This is a genomic window from Streptomyces sp. NPDC050287, from assembly GCF_044459385.1.
GTDB lineage: Bacteria > Actinomycetota > Actinomycetes > Streptomycetales > Streptomycetaceae > Streptomyces.
In genome coordinates this window covers 1-24,809 of the sequence record NZ_JBITIY010000021.1, presented here as the reverse complement: position 1 = coordinate 24,809, position 24,809 = coordinate 1, and the positions used below count along the sequence as shown (strand labels likewise).

General features: G+C 69.3%; 23 protein-coding genes, 1 tRNA gene and 1 pseudogene. 18 read left to right on the top strand and 7 right to left on the bottom strand.

What is annotated here, in order from left to right:
- Positions 1-76: 76 nt before the first annotated feature.
- Entirely contained in the window at positions 77-427 is a 351-nt protein-coding gene (locus ACIBK3_RS42685; protein ID WP_399373704.1) for a metallopeptidase family protein, read from the bottom strand.
- A 210-nt stretch (positions 428-637) separates the two neighbouring features.
- Here ACIBK3_RS42685 and ACIBK3_RS42680 point away from each other — a divergent pair, with 210 nt between their 5' ends.
- The 5 genes from ACIBK3_RS42680 (at position 638) to ACIBK3_RS42660 (ending at position 5,799) form a co-directional block, all read left to right on the top strand.
- On the top strand, positions 638-1,201 hold the full coding sequence (locus ACIBK3_RS42680) for a hypothetical protein (RefSeq protein WP_399373701.1): 564 nt from the start codon (positions 638-640) through the stop codon (positions 1,199-1,201).
- Between the two features lie 270 nt (positions 1,202-1,471).
- Complete coding sequence (locus ACIBK3_RS42675; protein ID WP_399373700.1) at positions 1,472-3,658, top strand: DEAD/DEAH box helicase; 2,187 nt, start codon at positions 1,472-1,474, stop codon at positions 3,656-3,658.
- Between the two features lie 100 nt (positions 3,659-3,758).
- Positions 3,759-3,896: a hypothetical protein gene (locus ACIBK3_RS42670; protein ID WP_399373699.1), complete on the top strand. Its 138-nt coding sequence runs from the start codon at positions 3,759-3,761 to the stop codon at positions 3,894-3,896.
- Between the two features lie 48 nt (positions 3,897-3,944).
- Positions 3,945-5,525, top strand: coding sequence for an amino acid permease (locus ACIBK3_RS42665; RefSeq protein ID WP_399373698.1), 1,581 nt, complete (start codon positions 3,945-3,947; stop codon positions 5,523-5,525).
- 198 nt (positions 5,526-5,723) lie between these two features.
- Positions 5,724-5,799 (top strand) — tRNA-Lys (locus ACIBK3_RS42660).
- Between the two features lie 406 nt (positions 5,800-6,205).
- Here ACIBK3_RS42660 and ACIBK3_RS42655 read toward each other — a convergent pair.
- Positions 6,206-6,508: a hypothetical protein gene (locus ACIBK3_RS42655; RefSeq protein WP_399373697.1), complete on the bottom strand. Its 303-nt coding sequence runs from the start codon at positions 6,506-6,508 to the stop codon at positions 6,206-6,208.
- 115 nt (positions 6,509-6,623) lie between these two features.
- Here ACIBK3_RS42655 and ACIBK3_RS42650 point away from each other — a divergent pair, with 115 nt between their 5' ends.
- Positions 6,624-6,722, top strand: coding sequence for a hypothetical protein (locus ACIBK3_RS42650; RefSeq protein WP_399373695.1), 99 nt, complete (start codon positions 6,624-6,626; stop codon positions 6,720-6,722).
- 142 nt (positions 6,723-6,864) lie between these two features.
- Here the strand turns inward: ACIBK3_RS42650 and ACIBK3_RS42645 are convergent.
- Positions 6,865-7,647: pseudogene (locus tag ACIBK3_RS42645) on the bottom strand (transposase); the annotation flags it as partial.
- 71 nt (positions 7,648-7,718) lie between these two features.
- Positions 7,719-8,069, bottom strand: a complete 351-nt coding sequence (locus ACIBK3_RS42640; RefSeq protein WP_399373693.1) for a hypothetical protein — start codon at positions 8,067-8,069, stop codon at positions 7,719-7,721.
- Between ACIBK3_RS42640 and ACIBK3_RS42635 the strand changes: the two genes are divergently transcribed.
- Together ACIBK3_RS42635 and ACIBK3_RS42630 are read left to right on the top strand one after the other, a co-directional pair.
- The gene (locus tag ACIBK3_RS42635) at positions 8,050-8,325 is read left to right on the top strand and encodes a hypothetical protein (RefSeq protein WP_399373692.1); all 276 of its coding nucleotides are present in this window, start codon (positions 8,050-8,052) and stop codon (positions 8,323-8,325) included. The two genes, ACIBK3_RS42640 and ACIBK3_RS42635, sit on opposite strands and share 20 nt — an antisense overlap.
- A 526-nt stretch (positions 8,326-8,851) precedes the next feature.
- Positions 8,852-9,763: an IS5 family transposase gene (locus tag ACIBK3_RS42630; RefSeq protein WP_399373691.1), complete on the top strand. Its 912-nt coding sequence runs from the start codon at positions 8,852-8,854 to the stop codon at positions 9,761-9,763.
- Here the strand turns inward: ACIBK3_RS42630 and ACIBK3_RS42625 are convergent.
- A complete protein-coding gene (locus ACIBK3_RS42625) occupies positions 9,726-10,235 on the bottom strand; it encodes a hypothetical protein (protein WP_399373689.1) in 510 nt (169 codons plus the stop codon). The two genes, ACIBK3_RS42630 and ACIBK3_RS42625, sit on opposite strands and share 38 nt — an antisense overlap.
- A 203-nt stretch (positions 10,236-10,438) precedes the next feature.
- Positions 10,439-11,629 carry an MFS transporter gene (locus ACIBK3_RS42620; protein WP_399373688.1) on the bottom strand — a complete coding sequence of 397 codons (1,191 nt, stop codon included), beginning with the start codon at positions 11,627-11,629 and terminating at the stop codon, positions 10,439-10,441.
- Positions 11,630-12,371: 742 nt separating this feature from the next.
- Between ACIBK3_RS42620 and ACIBK3_RS42615 the strand changes: the two genes are divergently transcribed.
- The 4 genes from ACIBK3_RS42615 to ACIBK3_RS42600 all read left to right on the top strand — a co-directional run bounded on the left by ACIBK3_RS42615 (position 12,372) and on the right by ACIBK3_RS42600 (position 17,160).
- A complete protein-coding gene (locus ACIBK3_RS42615; RefSeq protein ID WP_399373687.1) occupies positions 12,372-15,449 on the top strand; it encodes an ATP-binding protein in 3,078 nt (1,025 codons plus the stop codon).
- A gap of 346 nt (positions 15,450-15,795) precedes the next feature.
- Entirely contained in the window at positions 15,796-16,203 is a 408-nt protein-coding gene (locus tag ACIBK3_RS42610) for an SsgA family sporulation/cell division regulator (RefSeq protein WP_399373685.1), read from the top strand.
- Between the two features lie 158 nt (positions 16,204-16,361).
- Positions 16,362-16,619 (top strand): WhiB family transcriptional regulator, encoded by a 258-nt coding sequence (locus ACIBK3_RS42605; protein ID WP_399373683.1) that lies wholly within the window; start codon positions 16,362-16,364, stop codon positions 16,617-16,619.
- Between the two features lie 367 nt (positions 16,620-16,986).
- On the top strand, positions 16,987-17,160 hold the full coding sequence (locus ACIBK3_RS42600; RefSeq protein ID WP_399373681.1) for a hypothetical protein: 174 nt from the start codon (positions 16,987-16,989) through the stop codon (positions 17,158-17,160).
- 98 nt (positions 17,161-17,258) lie between these two features.
- On the opposite strand, the gene ACIBK3_RS42595 is transcribed toward ACIBK3_RS42600, so the two are convergent.
- Positions 17,259-18,185: a TetR/AcrR family transcriptional regulator gene (locus ACIBK3_RS42595; protein WP_399373680.1), complete on the bottom strand. Its 927-nt coding sequence runs from the start codon at positions 18,183-18,185 to the stop codon at positions 17,259-17,261.
- 266 nt (positions 18,186-18,451) lie between these two features.
- Between ACIBK3_RS42595 and ACIBK3_RS42590 the strand changes: the two genes are divergently transcribed.
- The 6 genes from ACIBK3_RS42590 (at position 18,452) to ACIBK3_RS42565 (ending at position 24,692) form a co-directional block, all read left to right on the top strand.
- On the top strand, positions 18,452-18,787 hold the full coding sequence (locus tag ACIBK3_RS42590; RefSeq protein ID WP_399373677.1) for an ArsR/SmtB family transcription factor: 336 nt from the start codon (positions 18,452-18,454) through the stop codon (positions 18,785-18,787).
- A complete protein-coding gene (locus ACIBK3_RS42585) occupies positions 18,787-19,506 on the top strand; it encodes a cation transporter (RefSeq protein WP_399373675.1) in 720 nt (239 codons plus the stop codon). The genes ACIBK3_RS42590 and ACIBK3_RS42585 overlap by 1 nt, the downstream gene beginning before the upstream one ends.
- A gap of 382 nt (positions 19,507-19,888) precedes the next feature.
- Positions 19,889-20,626: a hypothetical protein gene (locus ACIBK3_RS42580; protein ID WP_399373673.1), complete on the top strand. Its 738-nt coding sequence runs from the start codon at positions 19,889-19,891 to the stop codon at positions 20,624-20,626.
- 62 nt (positions 20,627-20,688) lie between these two features.
- Complete coding sequence (locus ACIBK3_RS42575; protein WP_399373672.1) at positions 20,689-20,949, top strand: hypothetical protein; 261 nt, start codon at positions 20,689-20,691, stop codon at positions 20,947-20,949.
- 113 nt (positions 20,950-21,062) lie between these two features.
- Entirely contained in the window at positions 21,063-21,401 is a 339-nt protein-coding gene (locus ACIBK3_RS42570; protein WP_399373671.1) for a hypothetical protein, read from the top strand.
- 501 nt (positions 21,402-21,902) lie between these two features.
- Entirely contained in the window at positions 21,903-24,692 is a 2,790-nt protein-coding gene (locus ACIBK3_RS42565; protein WP_399373669.1) for an AAA family ATPase, read from the top strand.
- Positions 24,693-24,809: the final 117 nt, after the last annotated feature.

Below are 24,809 nucleotides of genomic sequence, written 5' to 3'. Positions count from 1 at the left end.
CAACCCCGGAGTGCCTGTCTTCGCCCTGGTCAGGGCAAGGCGGGAAGTGTCCGGGGTACTCCGGAGTACGAGGAGGTCATCCCCAGCCCAGTTCGTGGAGCCGCGCGTCCTCGATGCCGAAGTGGTGCGCCACCTCGTGGATGACGGTGACGGCCACTTCGTGGACCACGTCCTCCGGCGTTTTGCAGTAGCGCAGGGTGGGGCCCATGTAGATCGTGATGCGGTCCGGAAGGACTCCGGCGTACCACTCCCCGCGCTCCGTGAGGGGGGTCCCCTCGTAGAGGCCCAGCAGCTCCGGGTCGTCGGTGGCCGGTTCGTCCTCCACGAACACCGCCACGTTGTCCATGACCCGCGTCAGCTCAGGCGGGATCTGGTCCAGGGCCTCACTCACCAGCTCTTCGAACGCGTCACGAGTCATTTCCAGCACAGGGCCATTGTCAACGACGGGGGGCGTGATCGGAGGGGCGCGGAGGCCGCCCATCCGATCCCGGGGGGAACGGCGGCGCGTACGGGCCGTCTCGCCCGTGCGGGGGGTGAGGTGCCGCCGGGGTCGCGCTGATACGGGTCGCGTGTCCTCTTGTGGGGGGCGGGAGTTGAAGAGGTTGACTCCTTCACCCTCCACCGGAGGTGGCTGCTCGTGCGCCCCTTGTACGTATCCGTCCGTCTGGTCGCCACGGTCATGGCCGTCGCCGCTGCCGCCGGTTGCATGAGCGTGGGCGACGACGGCAGCGGGAGCGCGAAGCCGTCGCATTCGGCCGCCTCGCGAGGTGGCGAGGCGCCCGACGGCGGGGCGGCGGTGTCGGGCGGTGACGCGCGGGCGGAGGTGGCGGCCCGTGACGGAAAACACGGGCCGGGCAGGCCCCGGAAAGGCAAGGGGGAGTCGATGGAGCCGTCGGCCTCGGCGTCGGCGGAGGCCAGCCGGTCGGCTTCGGCGGGCGGCAGGCCCGGGAACGAGCACGGGAACGGGAACGGCACGGGGAACGGCGGGGGGAAGCCGGACGGGCCGGGCGCGCCGACGCCGCCCCGGGTGGAGCCGACGCCCACACGGACGGTCGAGCCCGATCCGACGCCGCCCCCGCCGCCGGCGTCGCCGACCCCCGATCCCACGGTCGCCGAGCCCTCCTCGTCGGCGCACGAGCCCCCGGGGCCGCAACTGGCCCAGCGGGAACCGGCACCTGAGGCGGGGTCACCGGTGGTGTGAACCACGTCAATGGCTTGTGCCCCACCCCAGAGGCTGTGTGACCCGCGCCAACGGCTGTGTGACCCAGGTCAATGCGGCTCGGTTTGCCACGGGGGGCCGGGGGTGCGTATGGTGGTAGATCGTTTGATCCCATTGCCCGGCGCCAACGCAGAGCGCGCCGTGTGGCGCGTTCTCTCCCTTGCCGTGGCTGACCGCATAGAGGCGGTCGTATTGCGAAACACGGAGTTGACGGGCGCGTGCCGACGAGACTCCGGAAGGTTTCGCATACGCATGTCCATTTCCACCACTGATCACGTCGTCCTGCCCGAGAACGAGGGCCCTGAGGGCACCGAGGGCACGGCGGACGTTCCCGAGGTCACCTTCGCGGACCTCGGTCTCCCCGAGGGCGTCGTGCGCAAGCTCGCCCAGAACGGCGTGACCACCCCCTTCCCGATCCAGGCCGCGACCATCCCGGACGCCCTGGCCGGCAAGGACATCCTGGGCCGTGGCCGCACCGGCTCCGGCAAGACGCTCGCCTTCGGTCTGCCGACCCTGGCCACGCTGGCCGGCGGCCGCACCGAGAAGCACAAGCCGCGCGCCGTCATCCTCACGCCGACCCGTGAGCTCGCCATGCAGGTCGCCGACGCGCTGCAGCCCTACGGCGACGTCCTCGGTCTCAAGATGAAGGTCGTCTGCGGCGGTACGTCGATGGGCAACCAGATCTACGCCCTGGAGCGCGGTGTCGACGTCCTCGTCGCCACCCCGGGCCGACTGCGCGACATCATCAATCGTGGCGCGTGTTCCCTGGAGAACACGCAGATCGCCGTCATCGACGAGGCCGACCAGATGTCGGACCTGGGCTTCCTGCCCGAGGTCACCGAGCTGCTCGACCAGATCCCGGCGGGCGGTCAGCGGATGCTCTTCTCGGCCACGATGGAGAACGAGATCTCCACGCTGGTCAAGCGTTACCTGACCGACCCGGTCACGCACGAGGTCGACAGCGCCCAGGGCAACGTCACGACCATGTCGCACCACATCCTGATCGTGAAGCCCAAGGACAAGGCGCCGGTCACCGCGGCCATCGCCTCCCGCAAGGGCCGCACCATCATCTTCGTCCGCACCCAGCTGGGCGCCGACCGTATCGCCGAGCAGCTGCGTGACGCCGGTGTGAAGGCCGACGCGCTGCACGGCGGCATGACGCAGGGCTCCCGGACCCGGACGCTGGCCGACTTCAAGGACGGCTACGTCAACTGCCTGGTCGCCACCGATGTCGCCGCGCGCGGTATCCACGTCGACGGCATCGACCTGGTCCTGAACGTGGACCCGGCCGGCGACCACAAGGACTACCTGCACCGTGCGGGTCGTACGGCCCGTGCCGGTCGTACGGGCACGGTGGTGTCCCTCTCGCTGCCGCATCAGCGTCGTCAGATCTTCCGTCTGATGGAGGACGCGGGTGTCGACGCCGGGCGTCACATCATCAACTCCGGTACGGCTTTCGAACCGGCGGTCGCCGAGATCACCGGCGCCCGGTCGATGACCGAGGTGCAGGCCGAGTCCGCGGGCAACGTGGCGCAGCAGGCCGAGCGTGAGGTCGCCCAGCTCACCAAGCAGTTGGAGCGGGCGCAGCGTCGTGCGACCGAGCTGCGCGAGGAGGCCGAGCGTCTGGTGGCCCGGGTCGCCCGCGAGCGCGGTGAGGACCCGGAGGCCGCGGTGGCCGAGGCGCAGGCGGCGGTCGCGCAGGCGGCCGAGGCCGCCGAGGTGTCCGTGCCCGAGCAGCCGGCGGCGCGAGACATCGACAGGACGGACAGGGCGGAGCGTTCGTTCGAGCGGCGCGACGACCGTGGCGGTGACCGTGGCGGCCGTTCCTTCGAGCGTCGTGACGACAACCGCGGCGGCTTCCGCCGGGACAACGACCGGGGCGGCTTCCGTCGGGACGACCGCGGGGACCGTGGCGGTGACCGCGGTGGCCGTTCCTTCGAGCGCCGTGACGATCGTGGCGGTGACCGTGGCGGCCGCTCCTTCGAGCGTCGCGACGACAACCGCGGTGGCTTCCGCCGGGACGAGCGTCGGGACAACGACCGGGGCGGCTTCCGCCGGGACGACCGTACCGACCGCAACGACCGCGGGGACCGTGGCGGTGACCGCGGTGGCCGTTCGTTCGAGCGTCGTGACGACCGTGGCGGTGACCGTGGCGGCCGTTCCTTCGAGCGCCGTGACGACCGTCCGGCCCGTCCCTTCGAGCGTCGCGACGACCGTCCGGGCCGTTCCTTCGAGCGTCGGGACGAGCGCGGCGGGCACCGTGGCAGCGACCGTCCGTTCAACCGTGACCGTCAGGGTGACCGCCCCGGCTTCCGCAGCGGCGGCAACGACCGTCCGTACGGCCGTCGTGACGACCACCGTGGCACCACCGGCACCGGCACGAGCACCGGCTCCTTCGGCCGCCGTGACGACAAGCCGCGCTGGAAGCGCAACGGCTGAGGACGACGCCTCTCAGAGGTGAGCGCCTCTGAGCGGTGAGCGCCGTGGCCCCCGGAACTCCGGGGGCCACGGCGTTTTGTCGTATCGCATGAATAGTGAAATGACTGTAAGCAGGGCGGATCTGGTCTCCCGGGACACCAGCGGGAACCTCTACCGCAACAACGGTGACGGCAACGGGTCGTTCGGCGGTCGTACGAAGATCGCGAGCGGCTGGCAGGGCTACAAGGGCGTTTTCTAGCCAAATCGTGACGTGTGTCACGGCCTCGGTGTGGGCATCGCTGGGGGCATGACAGATGACGCCATAGCGAGTGGGCTGGCGGACGGAAAGATCCCTGTCGGAGAGCGGCCGGCCCAGCCGCTCTCCGACGAAGAGCGGCTGGCCCAGCTCGGCTACACGCAGGTTCTCGCCCGCCGCATGTCGGCGTTCTCCAACTACGCGGTCTCCTTCACGATCATCTCGGTCCTGTCGGGCTGCCTGACGCTGTATCTGTTCGGCATGAACACGGGCGGCCCGGCGGTGATCACCTGGGGCTGGGTGGCCGTCGGCCTGATGACCCTGTTCGTGGGTCTGTCCATGGCCGAGATCTGCTCGGCGTACCCGACGTCCGCGGGCCTCTACTTCTGGGCCCACCGCCTGGCCCCGCCCCGGACCGCGGCCGCCTGGGCCTGGTTCACCGGCTGGTTCAACGTGCTGGGACAGGTGGCGGTGACGGCGGGCATCGACTTCGGCGCGGCGTCGTTCCTCGGCGCGTACCTGAACCTCCAGTTCGACTTCGAGGTGACACCCGGCCGTACGGTCCTGCTCTTCGCGGGCATCCTCGTACTGCACGGCCTGCTGAACACCTTCGGCGTCCGGATCGTCGGACTGCTTAACAGCGTCAGCGTGTGGTGGCACGTGCTGGGCGTGGTGGTGATCGTAGGTGCCCTGACCTTCGTCCCCGACCACCACCAGTCGACGTCCTTCGTGTTCGGCGAGTTCGTGAACAACACGGGCTGGGGGAGCGGGGTGTACGTCGTGCTGCTCGGCCTGCTGATGGCGCAGTACACCTTCACCGGTTACGACGCCTCGGCCCACATGACGGAGGAGACACACGACGCGTCGACGGCCGGCCCGAAGGGAATCGTCCGCTCCATCTGGACGTCCTGGATAGCCGGATTCGTTCTGCTGCTGGGCTTCACCTACGCGATCCAGTCGTACGACGGTGCCCTCGGGTCCCCCACGGGGGCGCCCCCGGCCCAGATCCTGCTGGACGCCCTCGGCGCGACCGCGGGCAAGCTGCTGCTGTTGGTCGTCATCGGCGCCCAGCTGTTCTGCGGGATGGCCTCGGTGACCGCCAACAGCCGCATGATCTACGCGTTCTCGCGAGACGGCGCGCTCCCGTATTCGCGGGTGTGGCACACGGTGAGCCCGCGCACCCGGACACCGGTGGCCGCGGTATGGCTGGCGGCCGGCGCGGCGCTGCTCCTCGGCCTGCCCTACCTGATCAACGTCACGGCGTACGCGGCGGTGACCTCCATCGCGGTGATCGGCCTGTACATCGCGTACGTCATCCCCACCCTGCTGCGGCTGGGCAAGGGCGAGGCGTTCGAGCGGGGCCCGTGGCACCTGGGGCGCTGGTCGCGGGCCGTGGGTGTGGTGTCGGTGGTGTGGGTGGGCGTGATCACGGTCCTGTTCATGCTGCCGCAGGTCTCCCCGGTCACCTGGGAGACCTTCAACTACGCCCCGGTCGCCGTCCTGGTCGTCCTGGGCTTCGCGGCGACCTGGTGGCTGGTCTCGGCCCGGCACTGGTTCCTCAACCCGGAGCACGAGCGGACGCGGGCACGGGAGGCTGCTCGGGCGGGGGCGCCTGAGCCGGTTGATCCCTGACGGGGTCGGTTGGGGGGCGGGGCTGTCCTGGCGTCGGCAAGGCTTCGGCGCGGTGGTGTCATGGCCCTGCCCCGGCCCCATGACGTCCCTGCTCCGGCCCCAGCACGGCCCATCGCGTGCATGCGGCGCGCCCATCTCACCGATACCCGATCGGAGACACGGGCGCGGGCAGCTATGCTCGGGTTGGCAACATCGCCTGGGCCCTTAGCTCAATTGGCAGAGCAGTGGACTTTTAATCCATTGGTTGTGGGTTCGAGTCCCACAGGGCCTACCAAGGCAGGCAGCAACGGAAGTTGCCTGACCTGCATAAACAGAGAAGCCCCCGAGCGATCGGGGGCTTTCTTGTGCCCATCAAGATCATTGGCTCGCTCGTGGCTCGCTGGCTCAGACAGTGCCTGGCGATATCGCAGTCCGGGACACTTCAGCCCCAAACCCGAGGTCGTCCAGGCGCCCGAATCCTTGGTTCCAAGCCATCCTGTCCTGTCGCCAAGCCGGCCCGGGCGTGTTCCTCACACCAAGGACGTCGAGCGAGCCCGCACCGACGCGGTCGAAACCATTCCGTCGGTTGGCGGACTCAGGAATGGGCCTCTTGGGCATGGGACGTCGAGTGCTCCTGAACCCAGCACGCGGCGTAGCACCTTGCCGGTCGGGGTTGAACTCGAGGAGTGATCCACGCCGGTTCAAGGACTGCTGAAGGCCAGGGAGATCGCGATTCGGCTGGGCCTGGAGACGACGTGGGTGAAGGCCGAGGGGGTGCGCTCGAAGGCCAGGCGTCTGGCGGAGCACGGGTGGTTCGTGCAGTAGACGTCGGATGTCCAGCGTCGGTTGGCGGCCCGTGGCCGTGCCAGACGCCGCCTCATCCGCGTGACCATCGACCACCGGATCGTGGCCTCGCTGCTGGTCGGCAACGTCTCGTAGTCCCGGGCCAGTCGGCGCGGGGCCGCCACCACCGCCGGGAACCCTGTTCGACCTGCACGTTCCAAGGCCCTCGTCCTCGTGGCCCAGGAACACCTCCCGGAGTCTTCTCGAGGGTGGTCGCCTCGCTCGCCGCGAGGTCCATCGCGCCTCCCATGCCCGTCCCGGCGACCGAAGAACCTGTTGCGCGAGCAGTACCGGATGACGCCGGAGATCGGCAACATGATCAGCAGCTGCTTCTACGACAACAAGCTGATCTCGCCTAACCTCGATCTTGCGTGAGGGTCCGTCGACGGAGTCGGCGGGCCTTTTCGCGTTCTGGAGCGGGTGGTGAGCAGGCTGGTGGCCCGACTGTGCGTCGGGTGGGCACCGGGTTCCACTGCCCGGTCGGGTGGTGCTGTCGTCGGGACGGGAGGTCTGCTGGTCAGCCTGGGTCGGGCAGGAGCGCAAGTCGTTCGAGGGCGCCTGTGATCTCATCCGTCCAGGGCCAGTGGCGGGCGAGGCGGAGGATCCTGCGCCGGGCGGTGGCGACGAGCTGGGCGGCCGCGGAGAACAGGCGGAACCGCAGCCGGCGGGGTTCCCAGAGCCGGGCCTTGCCGGTCAGGGCGAGCATGGACATCCAGGCCAGCAGGTCGAGAGCGATCTGGACGATCTCCAGCCAGACCCTGTTCTGCGCGGTGTCGTGCACGGGAAGGTTGCGCAGGCCGGTCGAACGCGCGGCCCGGATCCGGTCCTCCGCCCGGGCCCGCAGCCGGTGACGCAGCTCCAGCTCGGCGATCGGACGTTCGGCGGTGTTCGTGGCGAAGCACGTGATCCGCATGCCGTCCGCGTCGGTGATCCTCAACTGGGCACCGGGGTGCGGCCGTTCCTTGCGAACGATCACCCGCATCCCCTTCGGCCAGCCGTCGAGGACGTCACCCGTCAGTTCGGCGACCCAGGCACCGTCCCGGACCTCGCCGTCCGACTCGATGGCCGGTGTCCAGGCGGATGCCGGGATCTTCCATACGTGTTTGTGAATGGCGTCGGTGATCATCATGCCGACCGAGTAGGACAGCCATCGGCCTCGCTTCGCGAGTCAGGACACGAAGCCGTGGGTGCCGCCGGCGGAGTCCGTGCGGATGAGCGTTTGTCGTCCTCGCCGGTACTTCTTCGGCAACTGGGCCAGGGCGAGTTGGGCGGTCGCGATGTGATCGGCGGCGGTGTTGTCGGGTAGCCCCAGCGCATTACTGCGCCGGGGCCCCCTCAGAACCGTGCTTGCCCGCTTTCCAGGCACACGGCTCAAGCAAGCCCCAAAGGCTCGCGGGCAGGCAGAACTGGTGGTCCCGGTGCGCGGGCGGCGATGCGCCGTCGCGCGCAGTGGGCGTGCATGAGGCAGCGTGCGGTGTCGTCCGGCGGGTGGCCGTCCTCGGTGGCGAGCGCCGTGCGGCGGATCGCCTTGCGGACGGCGGCGAGCCACTGCTCCCACTCGGTGGGACTTTGCGGCTCTTGATCGGCGTGCAGCAGCAGAGTGCCGCAGCCGGGACGAGCCGGGTCGTCCGGAGACGCCCTGCCTTTGACCAGCCGATGCCGGACGATCTTCGTCCAGGAGAACTTCACCAGGTAGCGGCCGGTGTCCCGGTCGCCGAACACCCAGCGGTCCCGTCTGGAGTGGTGGAACGCGCCGAAGTACCGGGCCACGACCCAGCGTTTCGACTATTCCCTTGAACCGGCCGTACTGCGCGCCCTGCTTGGTGCGGCCGTAGACACGTTTGTGGGTGGAGTCGACATCGATGAACGCCTTCTGGCCGGATCCGGGCAGCAGCGGGGCATGCGCGGCCAGCGCGGCCAGGAACTGGCGGTGCACGGCGTGGAGTTGGAGTGCGTGACCGTGCGTGACCGTGCGTGAACGCGCGCAGGAACGTGCCCAGCGTGGAGGGGGGGCACGGACCCCGCCGAACAGAGCCGGCATGGCACCGAGGCGCAGGACGTCGAGGTTGTCGATGCTGTCCGCGCCTGCGGCCATGCCGGCCACGATGCTCGTCACCTTGGCGTGCGCCGAGGCGCCCGCGCTGTTCTTCGCCCCGGTCAGCTTCACCTTCTGGGCCGTCAGACGGGCAAGCCCGCACCGCTCGGCCAGCCGCATCACCGGGACCAGACCGGCATGCGCGACCAGATTCGTGTCATCGAACGCGACCGACACCGTCGCAGCGGCATGGGAAGATTGTATCTCGCGGGTGTTCTCTTGCTCTGTGGATGTGGAACCGTAGGAAGTCCCATCATCCCAACTTAGAAGCCGTTGCTCTATCGATCTTGAGTGCGGTGTGATCGAAAGTTGCTGTCGGGCTGGGTGATTCCGTCGTGGTCGCGCATGAACACAGGGCCTCTGGTGCAGTTCGGAGTTGCTGAGACAACGAACACGCCAGGAGGCCCTGATGACTCTGTTGTACGCGGTCGGGACCGGTGAGCTCAACTCGGCGGGCCCGGTGTGCGATTGTCTCGCGCACCGGTTCGGGAACGCCGCCGACCAGCCCGGCCGGGTCCCGGCCTACGACACGGACCTGACGGACGATCAGTGGCAGCGCATCCGGCCGCTGCTGCCGGTGCCCGGCTGGCTGGAGGGCCGGGGCGGACGTCCGGAGGGTTACTGCCACCGCGTGATGCTGGACGCCGTGTTCTACGTGGTCGACGGGGGTATCAAGTGGCGGGCGATGCCGGCCGACTTCCCGCCCTGGGACCGCGTCTACGCCTTCTTCCGCCGCTGGCGGGAGCGCGGGCTGCTTGCCGAGTTCCACGACCGGCTGCGCGGAAAGGTCCGCGAGGCCGCGGGCCGCGACCCGGAGCCGACTGCGGCGGTCATCGACTCGCAGTCCGTCAAGGCCGACGCGGTGGTCGCCTCCGGCAGCCGCGGCTACGACGGAGGCAAGAAGATCAATGGCAGGCGCCGGCACCTGATCTGCGACACCCTCGGCCTGCTGCTGATGATCCACGTCACCGCGGGCGACGTCACCGGCCGGCAGGCGGCCACCGACATGCTGCCCGCCCTGACCGAGCGGTTCCCCACGCTCACCAAGGTGTGGGCCGACGGCGGCTACACCGGCACCCTGATCACCTGGGCCCTGGCCGTCCTGCACCTGGTCGTCACCGTGGTCAGGCGCACCGACGACCTCAAGGGCTTCGTCGTCCTCCCGCGCCGCTGGTGCGTGGAACGGTCTTTCGCCTGGCTGCTTCGCTCCCGCCGGCTGGCCCGCGACTACGAGCGCAGGCCCGACTCCAGCGAGGCGATGATCCGGTGGTCGATGACGATGCTCATGATCCGCCGCCTCGCAGGCCCGCGGCGAGCGTGAACCGTCCCGACGGCTCCTTGACCAGCCAGGCCCGCGCAACGAGGCGGTTCGCCTTGGACCGCACCCCCTCCAGCTTCGCCGCCACCGGCTCCACCCCGAGCCCCGCAGCCAGTTCCTTGCAGGTCAACGCCGCAGGCGAGGCAGTCACCACCGCCATGATCCGCTGATACTCCGGCGACAGCACCGACACCACAAGTCCTTCACTCCACGCGGGCACCACGGATCCCGGCACCGCACCCCCAACCGACGGCGACGGCTCAGGATTCTCGGACACCGGTGCGTCCGCCTTCTCCGCGTTCTCCGGGCCGGCAAGTACCTCCACCACGGTCTCCCGGGAGATGACGAACCGCTCCCAGTCCAACTCGGCATCCCGCAACGCGGCCAGAACCCGGTCCGCCTCCTCCCGCAGGACCTCCACCCGCTGAGCAGCCGCCCGTTCCCGCTCCTCCAACAACCCGATCACCGACGGCATCCCGCACCTCCACGACCGCACCGACATGACGAGTGCTGCCTGCCACGGAGGCCATGAAACTATGCCTGAGCAGCGAAAACGTGACGATCAAGTACGGAAAGACAACAGCTTCTTAGAGGGCATCCGCGTCTTCATGTCCAAGCCCTGGACCGGCCATTGCCCGGTGGATCAAGGCTAAGTGAACACCGGATTCCGGACAGGGATCAGCGCACCTTCTTGATGGGGATGACGGCCAGGGCACCGATCAAGCAGACCACGGCGGCGGCGCCAAGTAGCAGATGGTACTCGTGGCCGCCCACGGCGTTGACCAGCAGCGCGCCGAAGGCGGGGGCGACGGACTGCGGTGCTGCGTTTGCGATGTTGAACATGCCCAGATCCTTCGCAGAGTCCTCCGGATCGGGCAGGACGTCGAGGACGAGGGCGAGGTCCACGCCCGCGTAGACACCGAAACCGAGGCCGAGGACGGCTTCCGCGACGTAGAAGCCGGCGACGGACTCCGTCGTGATCAGCAAGCCCGTGCCGATGCCGAAGACCAGCGCGGAGAGCGAGACAAAGGCTTTGCGGCGCCGCAACCGGTCGGACAGCCACCCTGCCAGCTGGCCCGCAACCATCAGGACCAGGGTGTAGACGAGCACGCCGGTGGCCATGACGGCCACCGCCCGGTGGTCCGACAGCCCCAGCTGATCCTGGAGGAACAGCAGGCGGAAGGTGGTGAACATGAACATCGCAAGGATGATCATGAAGCGGGAGGCGAAGGCCCAGGCGAAGTCCGGGTGCTTGCGGGGGTTCACCCAGAACGTCCTGAGCACTGTGCGAAGGCTGCAGTCGGACCGTGGACGCTGCGGCAGCGGCTTGTCGGGTAGGGCGATCGCGTACAGCACGACCAGGGCGAGGCCGACCGCCGCCGGCACCATGAACAGCAGCAGTACGTCCGCGCCGAGGACCTTCGCCGCGTAGGCGGCGCCGAGGATGGCCAGGTTCTGCATGACGCCGATCAGGCCGGCGACCTTGCCCCGCTGGAAGACCGGTACCTGGTCGGCAACCGACGCGGTGAACGCAGCCAGGGCGGCGTTGGCGAACATCTGGCTCAGGAACCAGGCGATGGCGACGACCGTCAGACTCCGGGCCGTCGCGATGACGGCCAGGCCGACGGTCAGCCCGAGGGCGCCGGTCACCAGCCAGGGGCGACGCCGACCGAACCGGCCGGTCGTCCGGTCGCTGATCCGGCCGAAGACGGGGTTGGCGAGGAGCGCGGCCAGTGCGCCGAGACTGCTGACCATGCCGAGCGCGGAGATCTGGTCGTCCCTGGGGACGATGTCCTGCACCTTGATGGCCAGGCTGGAGAAGACCGGGGTGAGCAGGGCCAGGAAGAGTCCGAGTTGCGCCAGGGCCATTGCGGCGACGACCCAGGGGCGGGCTCTGCGCTGGGGCGAAGTTAGCTGCGCCGCGGGGTGCGCAGCGGGATCGTCTCGGGGAGAGGTGGTGGTCATATGACCGCCTTTGTGCTGGGGAGGGGCGAACGGACGTGCCGCGACAGGTGCGACGATCCCGGACTCGCGCTCTTCATGTGCGTGGCACACACGTGAAGAGCTGTGGAGGAAAGTGCGTGTCGATGCGTGTGCGACGGACGGACGGGACGTGTGACAGGCGGCCGGCACACACAGCCAGCGCAGGTGGCGCACCGATATGGTCCGTGGAGCCGAAGTCTCCCTTCTACCCTGAGCATCGTCCTGGGCGAAACCCCTTACCAGGAGATTCCTGATAGGACCGGTCAGCGTGCTCCACAGGCCGCGGTCCGCCTCGGCTGCGCGCCGTCCCTGCGCCGAGGACGGCGCGGGGTCCGCTGCGGCATCGTGGGGGAGGCAACGACGGAAAGCCACGGCGTAGCCCGCCCTGGGACGGAGGTCGCACTCGGCGGCTTGGTGAGGCCGGGAAGACGCGGCGTGCCTGCCCGGTCACGTTCGGCATGGTGTTCTCGCTTCCGAGGGTGCGACCAACCGACGCGTTTCGGCCACGTCGTCGGTGTGCCCAGGCTTCCGGTGTCGAGGCCGCGAGACATCTGTCAGATGACAGCGGCGGCGTCACAGACCGGTCAGTACGGGCCCCGTCGCGGTCGTCGGCATCCGCTGCACTCCGGTGCCCCACGGAACACCGCTGATCGCCACCACCTCATCCTCCTATGGTTATCTCTTCTTAGATGTGCTCTACTTTTTAACCACTCCGCTCAATTTGAGACACCTTGTTGCACGGCGGGACGTCTACTTTCCAATGACGAGAAGCGCATGGAATGGCAGTCATGGGCCCCCGGATGTCGCCGATGCGACAGGGGGCTCGACCGTGCCTGTAGGACCTCCGGCCCACTTCGTTGGACGCGAGGCCGAACTGGCCGTGCTGCAGGATGCCACCGCGCAACTGCTGGCCGGCATCGGCGGCGTGGTCCTCGTCGAGGGGGAGCCCGGCATCGGCAAGTCGTCGCTGATCGCCGCGGCTGCCGCAGCCGGGAAGGCGTCCGGCTGCGCGGTAGTGAGTGGCACGGCGGATCAGGTCGCGCACCCGCTGCCGCTGCGGCTGCTGTTCGACTGCCTTGAGATCAGGCCGGGAGCGCCCGACCTCCGCCGCGCGGAAATCGCGCGCGTCATGCGCGCCCTGAGCCCCGACATCCTCCTGCGCCAGGCCGCACACGCCGAGGCCGCCGATGTGCTCGTCACCCTGATCGAGGACCAGTGCGCGAACGCGCCGACCATGATGGTGCTGGACGATCTGCAGTGGTCGGACGAGGCATCGCTGGACGTGTGCCGGCTCCTGGCCTCGACTGCAGTGCACCTGCCGTTGCTGCTGGTCCTGTCCTTCCGCCCCTTGCCTCGTGGGTCGGGCATACGGCAGCTGCAAGCAGCGCTGCACGGACAGGGCGCGACGACGATCTCATTGGGGCCACTCGGCCCTGACGCGGTCCACGCTCTGCTGTCCGACCTCGCCGGTGCGCCGCCCGGCCCCGCGCTGGTCGAGCTCGCCGCCCAGGCGAGCGGCAATCCGCTGTACGTGCGGGAGCTGGTCGAATCCCTGGTGCGTGACGGCGCGTTGACGGTCGGGGCCTGCGCCGAGCTGCGGGATACTTCGTCGAGCACCATCCCGAGGTCGTTGGCCGCGGCGCTGGACAACCGGCTCAGCTTCGTGCGGGGCGGCACCGTCCAGATACTGCAGATGGCTGCGTTGCTCGGTGGAGAATTCGCGGTCACCGAGGTGGCAGCGCTCCTGGGCCGGTCCACCATCGAGATCTCCGAGGAGCTCCAGGAGGCGGTGGCGGCCGGGATTCTCCTCGATGCCGGTCAACGGATGGGTTTCCGGCACCCGCTGATCCGCCAGGCGCTCTACGACGGGATTCCGGCCGGGCTGCGTGTCGCGCTGCACCGGGACGCCGCGCAGACGCTTGATGGCCTCGGCGGCGTCGAGCCCCAACGGATCGCGCAGCAACTGCTGGCGGCCGGCCGCCCCGGCGACCGCTGGGCGCGGCGCTGGCTCGCCGACACCGCGCCGTTGCTTGCGGTCCGGGCTCCGCGCATCGCGGCCGAACTCCTGCGTCGGGAGCTGAACCATGGGGTGGCCGACGACCGTGACCGCGCCACCTTGAGCATGGCCCACGCCCACATTCTGGTCGGTGCGGGCCAGCACGAGGAGGCGGCTGTACGGGCACGGCAAGCCATCGCAGCAGCGACCGAGCCTGCTGACCGAGGCCAGATGCACTGGATGCTGGCCCGCGCGCTGTTGAGCGGTGGGGACAACGACGCAGCGGTCATGGCGCTGGAGCACGCGTTGAAGCAGACCGACCTGCCCGACGCCTGGCGTGCCCGGATGCTCGCCTCCCTGGCCATGGTCCAGCGCGCGGCATGGGGCGCGCTGGACGACGCGGACATCACCGCACACCGCGCGCTGGAGATCGGCGAGACCATGGAGGACACGTTCGCCATCGCGTACGCGCTCACCGATCTGTGGCTCAACCACTCTGTACGGCGGCAGCATCTGACCGCGCTGGAATGCGCCGACCGGGCGCTGGAGACGCTGTACGCCTCCGGAGAACACGCGGACCTGCGGGCGTACGCGCTGCATGCCCGCATCTTCAGCTTGCAAAACCTGAGCCGGTGGTCGGACGCCGAGGCGGCCCTTCGTCAGGCGCGGCAGTTCCTGCTCGACTCCGACCGGAACGAGGACGCCAGGTCCAACGTCACCGCTGCGGTCCTCATGTACTGGCTGGGCCGGTGGGATGACACGCTGGCGGAGCTCAACCTGGCCGACCAGAGCGTCCCGGCGATCACCTACCGAGGGCTGCGCGAGCGCGGCCCCATGTGGCTGGGACACGGCCTGGCCGCACTCATCGCCGCCCGCCGGGACGAGCCTGCCGTGGCCGCCGAGCATCTGAGGGCCGGGCTTCGTCAGCGGCCGGTCACGGTCGCCGACCGGGAGAACACCGACTTCCTGGTGTTCGCACAGGCGCTGGCTGCTGAACAGGGCGGCGATCGGCACCTGGCCCTGTCACTCCTGAGCGGTTTCCTCGAACGGCAGCCCGGCGAGATGACACTGATCCACCAGTGGCTCCCAACGCTGACGCGCCTGGCACTGGCCGTCGATGACCAGGCGGCCGCCGCAGCCGCGCTCAAGGCCTGCCGGGGCGAGGCCGCCATGGAGCAGACTCCGGGTCGGGCCACGGCGGCGGCCCACTGGTGCACGGGGTTGTACGAAGGGAATCCGGCGCTTCTGCGATCGGCAGTGGACCACTACCGTGCCGCCGGTGTCCTGGTGGACCTGACGGAGGCGTTGGAGGACCTGGCCGTCACGCTTGCCGAACACGGGGACACCGGGCAGACCAAGCAGGTCATGAGTGAAGCACTCGACCTCTACGGTGAGTTCGGCGCGCTGTGGGACATCCGCCGAGCCGAGGCGACCCTGCGCCGGTACGGGATCCGCCGCGGAGTGCGCGGGGTGCGGGCCAAGCGGGCCACGCGGGGCTGGGATGCTCTCACCCCAACCGAGCACAAGATCGCTCTTCTGGTTGCGGCAGGGCGATCCACGTCGGAAATCGCGCAGAGCATGTTCCTGACCCGGCGCACCACGCAGACACACATCTCACACATCCTCGCCAAGCTCGGGATGCGCAGCCGGGTGGAGATCGCCCGGGAGGCGTTCAACCGCGATCCGGACGTCATCCCATCCGATCTGTGACGCCGTCGCTGTCATCTGACAGATGTCTCGCCGCATCCACCACTGGAAACCTGAACCTATCGACCACCTGACCGAAAACATCGGTTGATCACGCCGACGGCGGCGAGGAATTCCGGCATACGCAATCCACGGCGTAGGCCCGGACCGGCATACAGAAGTCGGCCGTCCTGTCCGGCAAGCAGGGGCCTTATTCCTCGCAACCAGGGGCCGCTCGAGCAGGGGAGGACACCCAATGAGCCAGGATTCGACCGGCCCGCGCGATCAGGCGGTGGGCCATCAGCCAGAGGACCGGCGCAAGCTGATTCCGCAATCGGGAGAGGGGACGGATACACCACGGGGACCGGTGGTGATCAGCTCCGAACCCGTGCCGTGGAGACTCGTCGTCCCGGACGACAGGACTGTTCTGTTCCCGGGAGACCTCTGCTACAAGAGCACCGACCCCTACGCCGTGCGCATCACCTTCCACGTGGACGACTACCCGATGGACTGGGTCTTCGCCCGCACTCTGCTCATCGGCGGGCTGCTCGAGCCGGTCGGCGTCGGCGATGTGGAGATCACCCCCTCCCGCCACGACGGCGTGGACACCGTGCAGATCACTCTGAAACATCACCATGTGTACGCCGTGCTGGAGGCCCCGGCCCGGATGATCGCCGCTTTCCTCAAGCGGACGTGCCAAGCCGTGCCCCTTGGCACGGAGCACCGTCACCTCAACCTCGACCGTCTCGTTTCGCGCCTCGTCCTGGACGTCGGGTGACCAGCCGGGGCGCACACGGCCCTGGGGTGCCCGATTCAGTTCCGTCGATGACCGTGGGCTCGAGGCCGGGCCGCCACCGGGCGAACCGGGAGAGCGCCGGGCCCGTCCGCCGACCGGCCCATCTCCTGACCCCATTGCTTGTCACAGAGAGGATCGTCATGGACTGGCGTTTCAAGGCGGCATGCCGTGAGTGGGACCCTGAGCTGTTCTTTCCCATCGGCAATTCCGGTCCGGCGCTGCTGCAGATGGAGGAAGCCAAGGCTCTGTGCCGTGTCTGCCCCGTGCGGGAGAAGTGTCGGCAGTGGGCGCTCGACTCCAGCCAGGATGCCGGCGTGTGGGGTGGCTTGAGCGAGGAGGAGCGTCGTGCGATGAAGCGCCGCGCCGCTCGCGGCAGATCCCGACAGGAACGCCGCTAAGCGGCCTCGGGGAAGTGAGGCACGCCCCCACGCCGCCCGGCACGGCACCTCGCCGCACTGCCGCATCACCCAAGTACGTCCAGTACGAGGGCGATCCGTCAGCACGCCGATGCACCGCACCGCGGTGACATCAGCCGCTCCGCGGCGGGCGCGGGAACGCACCCCACTTCCCCGAGACCGCTTAGCCGGCCCTTCGCTCACAGCTGCACTGTCGATGCCCACCGCTTCCCGCCCGCCCCTGACGAACTGCTCGCCCGCCTGATCGCAGCGATCGACCCCGCCGAGGCCCGGGTCGGCGTGCAGACCTGGGGCGAGGCCACAACCGGACCCGGCCATCCGCGACATCGTCGTCGACACGACCAAGCGGATGCGCGCGATGCTGCACGACTGCGTCACGGCCTGGCTCGTCAAGGTCGAGCACCACGAGCCGGCCGAAGCCCGGGAGAGCGCCACCCCGATCGCCCACCGGGTGATGGCGCTCTATCAGGCCGGACTGCTGTACACCGCCTTGCAATCACCGCCCGAGGAGACAGCGTCATGACCATCCCGACCGCTTCGTTCGCCGACCGCACCGCTTCACGGCCTCGCAGGGCGATCTTCAGAAAGCGGAGGTTTCTTGAAGGTTCCCCGGCGGTCCGGCTACCGCGGCCGCACGGGGTCCTGGCGGGCTTCGGTCTCGCCGGAGCCGGGGCTCTGTCCGTCCTCGGAGGCGATGCGGTCCAGCAGCTCGCCGAGGAGAGCAAGCTCGCCGGGGGTCAGGGAGCGCACCTCGTCGTGCATCAGGGACTTCAGGGCGACGGCGTGTACGGGCGCGGGCCGCGCTCCGGTGTCCGGCTGGCCGACCCGGTTTTCGGCCGGTGCGAGTACGGAGGCCAGTACCGCTTCGCGGAGGTTGTCCGCCAGGCCTTCATAGTGGGAAAGGCGGTCGTCGGCCTGGGCGGCGATGAGGGTGAGCGTCACTCCCATGCTCGAGGAGTGGATCATCGCCGCGGCAGCCTCGACGCTCATGCGCAGGCGGCCCGCCTTGGCCGCCCGTTCGACGATACGCAGTAGCACCTCGTGGGCCTCACCGGTGACGGCGAACTGCTGGCCGGGTCGCGGTTCGGTGTACAGCAGCCGGTACAGCGCAGGATTGGCCAGGCCGAACGCCACGTGCATGTCCCATCCGCGCCGCAGCTGCGCCACGGGATCGCCGTCCTCGTCCTGGGCCTGCTTGGCGGCCAGATAGGAGGCGTATCCCCGCCGGGCCACCTCGTCGAGCAGTCCCTGCATGTCGCCGAAGTGGCGGTAGATCGTCTGCGCCTGCACCCCGGCGGCCGCACTGACCGCGCGTGTGGACACCGCCTCCCGTCCGCCTTCGGCGAGCAGATCTGCGGCGGCCTGCAGGATCCGCTCGCGGGGCTGCGCTGTCCGGGCACTCCCCGTGTCGTGCTCGCCACGCCGTACCCCGGCGAGGTGACGGCCAACGAGGCCGCGGCCCTTGCGGCGCGCAGGATCGAGGTCGCCGCGCACACGAGTCTGGAACTGGCCGACGGATACCCCGGCGTGACGGGCGACGAAGTCCATACGCTGATCCGGCAGTTCCCAGCCGACGCGCTGCGCACGGCCGACGCCGTGGTGCTGTCGTGCACCGGCTGGCACTGGTCGAGGCGTCGGCCGCCTCCTCGCCGAGACGACTGCCGTGACCGCGCCCCTTCCCGAAGCCGAGGCCGACCAGGAGACAGCGCCCTCGCCCGCACCGGTGTCGGCCTCGACGGTGCCTGCCTGGCCGGAGCAACACTCGCAATGATTCACGATTCTATGGATTCAGGAATTTGTGTACTGTCGTTGGTGTGCTGACTCTCGCTGCTGACATAGAGGTGCTGGCGCGGTTTGGCCGCGCCCTCGCCGACCCGATCCGCTGCCGGATCCTTCTAGCCTTGCGCGAGGCCCCGGCCCATCCCGCAGACCTGGCCGACGCCTTGGAGATTTCCCGGACTCGGCTGTCAAATCACCTGGCGTGCTTGCGCGACTGCGGCCTGGTCGTCGCGGTACCGGTCGGTCGGCGTACCCGCTACGAGCTGGCTGACGAGCGCCTCGGGCACGCGCTGGACGACCTGCGCACCGCCGTGGTGGCCGTCGAAGCGGACAAGACCTGCCCGGACGCGGAGACGAGGGGCTGCTGCTGATGACCGCGGATATCTCCATCGGCCTCGGCCCGTCCCCGGCCCGCCGCGACGCGCTGGCGAAGCGGATACGGCTGCTGGTCGCGGCCACCATTACCTACAACGTCATCGAGGCGGTTGTCGCGATCGCCGCCGGGACGCTCGCCTCCTCCACTGCGCTGATCGGCTTCGGTCTGGATTCCGTCATTGAGGTGTCCTCCGCCGCCGCGGTGGCCTGGCAGTTCTCCGCCCGTGAGCACGCCGTGCGTGAGGCACGGGAGAAGACCACCCTGCGGATCATTGCCGTCTCTTTCTTCGCGCTTGCCGCGTATGTGAGCGTCGACGCGGTCCGGGCGCTGACCGGTACCGGGGAGGCTGAACGTTCCATCCCCGGCATCGTCATCGCCGCGCTGTCCCTGGCCGTGATGCCGTTCCTCTCCGCCGCCCAGCGCAAGGCCGGCCGCGAACTCGGCTCCGCCAGTGCGGTCGCCGACTCCAAGCAGACCCTGCTGTGCACCTACCTCTCCGCCGTCCTCCTGGTCGGCCTGGTCCTCAATGCCACCCTCGGCTGGTCCTGGGCCGATCCCATCGCCGCCCTCGTCATCGCGGCCATCGCGGTCAAGGAAGGCCGCGACGCCTGGCAGGGCAAAGGCTGTTGCGCGACACCTGCCGCAACTGCGCCGATACCAGCGGCTGGAGCCGACGCCTGCGGCTGCCGTCCCGGGTGCAACTGCTGCGAATGATCGGCAGCCCCGGTGCTGCCGTAAGGCGTGAACATGCGCACCGGAGGTTGGCCCTCGGCTGCCTCCCAGACCGCTGTCGAAACGCTGTCCGCTCTCGCGTGCAAAGCCGCCAGCGTCGCCAGCGTCGCCAGCGACGCCAGCGACGCCCGGACACCTTCCGGTTCGCTGTCCGGGCAATGCCCCCAGGTGTCCGCAAGGGGGTCCGGGCCGGGCCCGTAGACTCGGCCGGGACGCCGCTGGTTGTGGGCCGGGCCAAGAACAACCCCCGAGGACGGTGGGGACCTTGGCACGCTGCGGATGCGGCGGCGGACAGTGCAACTGTTTCGTCGTCGCCGGTGACAGAGTGACGGTCAGCGGGAGCGGATCAGCCGCGAACCCCTACGTGATCAGCTCGGAAGTCCCGTGTGAGGACGTACGGGCCTGCCTGTCGGCCGGTGACGGCATCGACTTCGACCAGGCCACCGGCGTGATCTCCGCGGACCTGTCCGAGCAGGCCGGGAACAAGCTCAGCATCGCGGACGACGGCGGGCTGTTCGTGCCGACCGGCGCGGCAACGGTCAGTGTCGGCTGCGGTCTCACCGGTGACGGGTCGGGGAGTGCTCCGGTCACGGTCAACACCGGGACGTGGCCTTACCCCTGCGCTCCGGAGGACTCCGGCGGCATCGTCGCGTGTGACGCGAACGGTGTGCTGCGCTCCGAGCCGCGCGGACAGCTGAACTACTTCCAGCTCTCGGAGACCCGCAACTACAACAACGTGCGCGTGCCGACGGCCAACTCGGCGACGGCCGCAACGTTCTCCCTCAGCATCACCAACCCGGACACCTGTCGGCGTGCGGTCGTCCTGGTGGAGCGGGAGGTGGATGTGGACTTCAATCTGCCCGCCGGGGCCGGGGCCGCGTACGGGCATGACGGTGACCAGATGTACTACATGCGCAACACCGGCTCGTCCGCGATGAACGACGTCCACACGCAGACGACGAAGCTCTACCGGTACTCGGCCGCTCTCACGCCGGGGGCCGCGGCGACGATCAACCTGCCCATCAACATCGAGCGCGGCTCCGGAAACGCCACGTACAACCGGATCCAGGTCCTGCTCCGCGCCATCCTGATCAGCCTGTAGGAGCCTGCCATGCCAACGATGTTCGAAGACCTCCGCCGGTCGCGGAGACGACGAAGCATCACGTGATCTATGAGGACGGCACGACCGGCCTGATCGAGGCCACCGGCAACGTGCAGCCGCAGCTGACGCAGCCGGGCCACTTCGTGTCCGAGGAGCGCTACCTCGAGCGGCTGTTCGTCATCGAGGAGGCGCGGGCGCTCTACCTGGCGGACCGGAAGAGGGCCGACCAGGAACGGATGCACAAGGACTACGCGTCACCTGGGATTTCGACCAGCAGGCCCTCGCCGCGGAGGCCGCCGCCGACGGCTGGTACGCGCTGCTGACCAACCTCGACCCAGTCCAGGCAGATGCCGCCGAGGTCCTGATCCGCTACAAGGGCCAGCAGATCGTCGAGCGCCGCTACGGCGACTTCAAAGGCCCGCTCGCCGTCGCGCCGATGTTCCTCAAGCACAACCGGCGCATCGCCGCCCTGGTCACCGTGATCTGCCTGGCCCTGCTGATCTTCTGCCTGGTCGAGCGGCAGGTCCGCCAGGCACTGGGATCCGAGCGGGAGATCCGCGGCTTCCACACCGACAACCGCACCACCCGCCCTACCGGCCGACTGATCTTCACCGCACTCGGCCGCCTCCAGCTCATCCCCGGCACGAGCACCGACCCACCACAGGTCCCGATACCGCAAGGCATCCAAGCCCGACTACTCGAACTCCTGAACATCGACCCGACCAGACCCCGGTACCTGGACCCATCCACCCTCACCTGCGAAGAACGGGACTAGTACTCCAGCCGGATTTCGCTGCCTGACCTGGCCTTTCGCTGGGTGGCGGGAGTGTAGCGGGACTTCGGTCGTGCGGGGGCGGCGGAATGCCGACGACCGCGGCAGGACCCGTCCTGGCCGGATTGTGACGCCGCCGCTGTCATCTGACAGATGTCTTGCGACCTCGGACAGCGGAAGCATGGGCGCACCGACCATCTACGCAAAAACGCGGCCGGTCGCACCCGGCCGAAGCGGGAACGCCATGCCGAGCGCCTGGACCGGCACACTGAACACAGGCGATCACCCTCGGAGGCTGCCCCGCCGCTGTCACTACCTGCGGCGTTGTCGCACGATCGAGGGGCGGTCTCCGTGAGTTCCGGTCAATTCAAGTCACATGCTCAGTCGGGCACCGCGTGTTATGCGGGCGTGAGACTTCGCAATTCGCGAAAAAAGGGGGCCATCGTGCCCGAGCTGTTTGACGATGTCACCCCGCCTTGGCGGCCGTCCTGAGGATGGGTCACCATGGGAGTTGGACTCAGCACCACGCACCGCCCGGTACCCGGCGTACCGCTCGTCGGCCGCCAGGCCGAGCTCGCTGAGGTCGTGGACGTGGTGGAGGGGCGTGGCGGACAACGGCCGTTCCTCCTGCTGGGCGAGGCCGGTACGGGCAAGTCGAGCCTGCTGGGGGTCGCCGTCGCTCACGCGCGGGACAGCGGAACACTGGTCCTGGTGTCCCAGGGCATCGAGGCCGAGTCGCGACAGTCCTTTGCGTCCCTGCACCTGTTGCTCCTCCCCGTTCTCCCCGACATCACCGCGCTGCCCGACCATCTCCGCACGGCACTCGAGACAGCGTTCGGCCTCACTCCGGCCGAGGGGCCGGCAGATCCCATGGCCCTGCGTATGGCGGTCCTGACACTGCTGACCGGGGTCTGCCACCGGCAGCGCGTCCTGCTGGCCGTGGACGACGTTCAGCACTTCGACCGGGACTCGCTCGACGTGCTCAGCTTCGTGATGCGCCGGATCACGGCACAGGGCGTGCCGATGCTGCTGGCGGCACGCGGGCAGACGCCCCCCGACGGGGTTCCGGCGGACCTGCACACCCTGCTGTTGGAGCCGCTGACCGAACAGGCCGCGGCCGAACTCGTCGACGCCCAGCCGCACGCGCCCAGCGGCCGGACGCGGAGCGAGCTGTTGCGGCAGGCCGAGGGAAACCCGCTGGCCATCATCGAACTGTGCCGTGCGGCCGGAATGAGCGGGGCGGGCGTACTGCCCGGTGGCGGACTGCCGCAGACGGAACCCATTCAGCAGTTGTACGCCGCCCGCCTGCGCGGCCTGCCGGAGCTGACCCAGCGCCTCCTTCTGTACGCCGGGGCGTCGGCGTACGAAGACCTCGCCACGATCATGGCCGCGGCCGGCGCGGGGGCGGATCTGGGAGCCTGGGCCCCGGCCGAGGAAGCCGGCCTCGTGACCGTCGCGGACGGGCGGGTGGTCTTCCGGCATCCGCTGGCACGCGTGGGTTCCTTTCACGGAGCCCCGGCCCACCTCCGTCAGCAGGCGCATCGGGATCTGGCGGCTGTTCTCACGGCTGATCCGGCCGGCCGGGCGTGGCATTTTGCCGCCGCGTGCCTTGGCCAGGACGAGTCCGTGGCGGCGGCGCTGGAGGACACCGCTGAACTCGCCGAGCGGCGCGGTGGCTTCTTCGCGGCGGCACAGGCGCTGGAGCGGTCGGCCGAGTGCAGCCCCGCGGCCGCCGACCGGGCGCGCCGGTATGCAAAGGCCCTGAGAGCCGCCCAGTACGCCGGAGACCCTTCGTGGGTACGCGAGTTGTATGACAAGGTCACCGCGCTGACCGAGGACCGGAACCTGCTGGGGGTCGCGGCCGTCGGTGCCGGAATGGCTCTGTCTTTGTTCGGCCGCCAGCGGCAGGGATTTCAGGTGCTGATGAGCGCGCTGGAGCCGGTTCTCCCGGGGGACGGCATGACGGTGCTCGCTCTGGCCTCGGTTGTCCAGGCCGTCGCGTTCCAGTCCGGGTTGGCCGAGGTCAGAGGATCGATCACGGTCCTGCTCGATGGAATGGATGCCGGCGACCCTGACACGCTCTATTCGGAGCTGAGCACGGACGAGGCGACCGACGCGCTGCGGGCCGCGAACCTGGCCGGGGCCGAGCCGACCAAGGCCGCCGACTTGTTGCGGGGGATCAGCCGGCGGCCGAGCCTGCCGGAAGCACCGCCCGGCGTCGTAACCCGGCTGCTCAGCCTCGGCTCGGTCGCCTGGCTCGCCGACGAATCCAATCTAAGTGTGGAGTCGTTCCGGCAGGCGTACGCCACGCAGAGAGCGTACGGGTCCATGAGCGGCTTTTCCGCGCCCACGCTCACGGCGATGGCCGCGGCGTTGATCGACACCGGACGGTGGTCGGAGGCCGACGAGCATCTGGAGGAGACCGCGACGCTGGCCGCCGTCCAGAAGCTGAGGCACCACCAGATCGACGTGGAAGCGCTGCGGGTGACCCTGAGCGCGCTGCGCGGGGAGCCCGCGGGCCTGCCCGCGGACTCTTCCTGGACAGTGGTCGGCCTGGAGGAGAACCGCGCTACCTACGCACGCCTGCTGCGGGCCGCCGGTACCGGTGCCACGGCGGCCGGCGATTTCGACAGCGCGTTCCGGCACTTCCGGCTGCTGTTCGCTGAGGACGGCACGCCTCTGCACTACTTCCTGTCACACCGTTCGGTCGCCGATCTCGCGGTGGCCGCCCAGCGGACGGGCCGACAGGAGGAGGCGGCGCGCATCGTCGAGGTGGTGCGCACAGCGATGGGGCCCGAGCCGACGACCCGGATGACCCTGCTGTTGCACCACGCCGACGCGCTGGCCGGCGACCCCAAGGACGCCGAACACCACTTCCGGCTCGCCACGGTCAACCCGGCGGGCGACGAGTGGCCACTGGCTCGGGCGCAGGCAAGGCTCCACTACGCGCAGTGGCTGCGCAGGCGGCGGCGCCCCCTGGACGCCCGCCCTCTCCTGACCATGGCGCTGGAGTCGTTCACCCGACTCGGGGCGGCGGGCCTGGCCGAGGAGGCGCGCGTGGAGCTGCGGGCCAGCGGCGTGGCCACCACGCCCACCAAGGCTGATCCACTGGCGGAACTGAGCGCCCAGCAGCGCGAGATCGTACGGCTGGCGGCGCGGGGCCTGCGCAACCGGGAGATAGCCGAGCAGCTCAAACTGTCTCCTCGTACGGTGAGTTCCCACCTCTACAACGTGTATCCGAAGCTGGGTGTCAGCAGCCGCCACCAACTCCGCGGTTTGTTCGAGGACTTGTGACCGCTGTGGTGAACCGTATGGTGAACGGATGCGCCTCCGCGGCGCTGCCCCCCCCCGTAGCCGTAAGCGGAAGGCCAAAGGGCGGTCAATCGTCATGGTGCGGGGAGCCGCATGAGC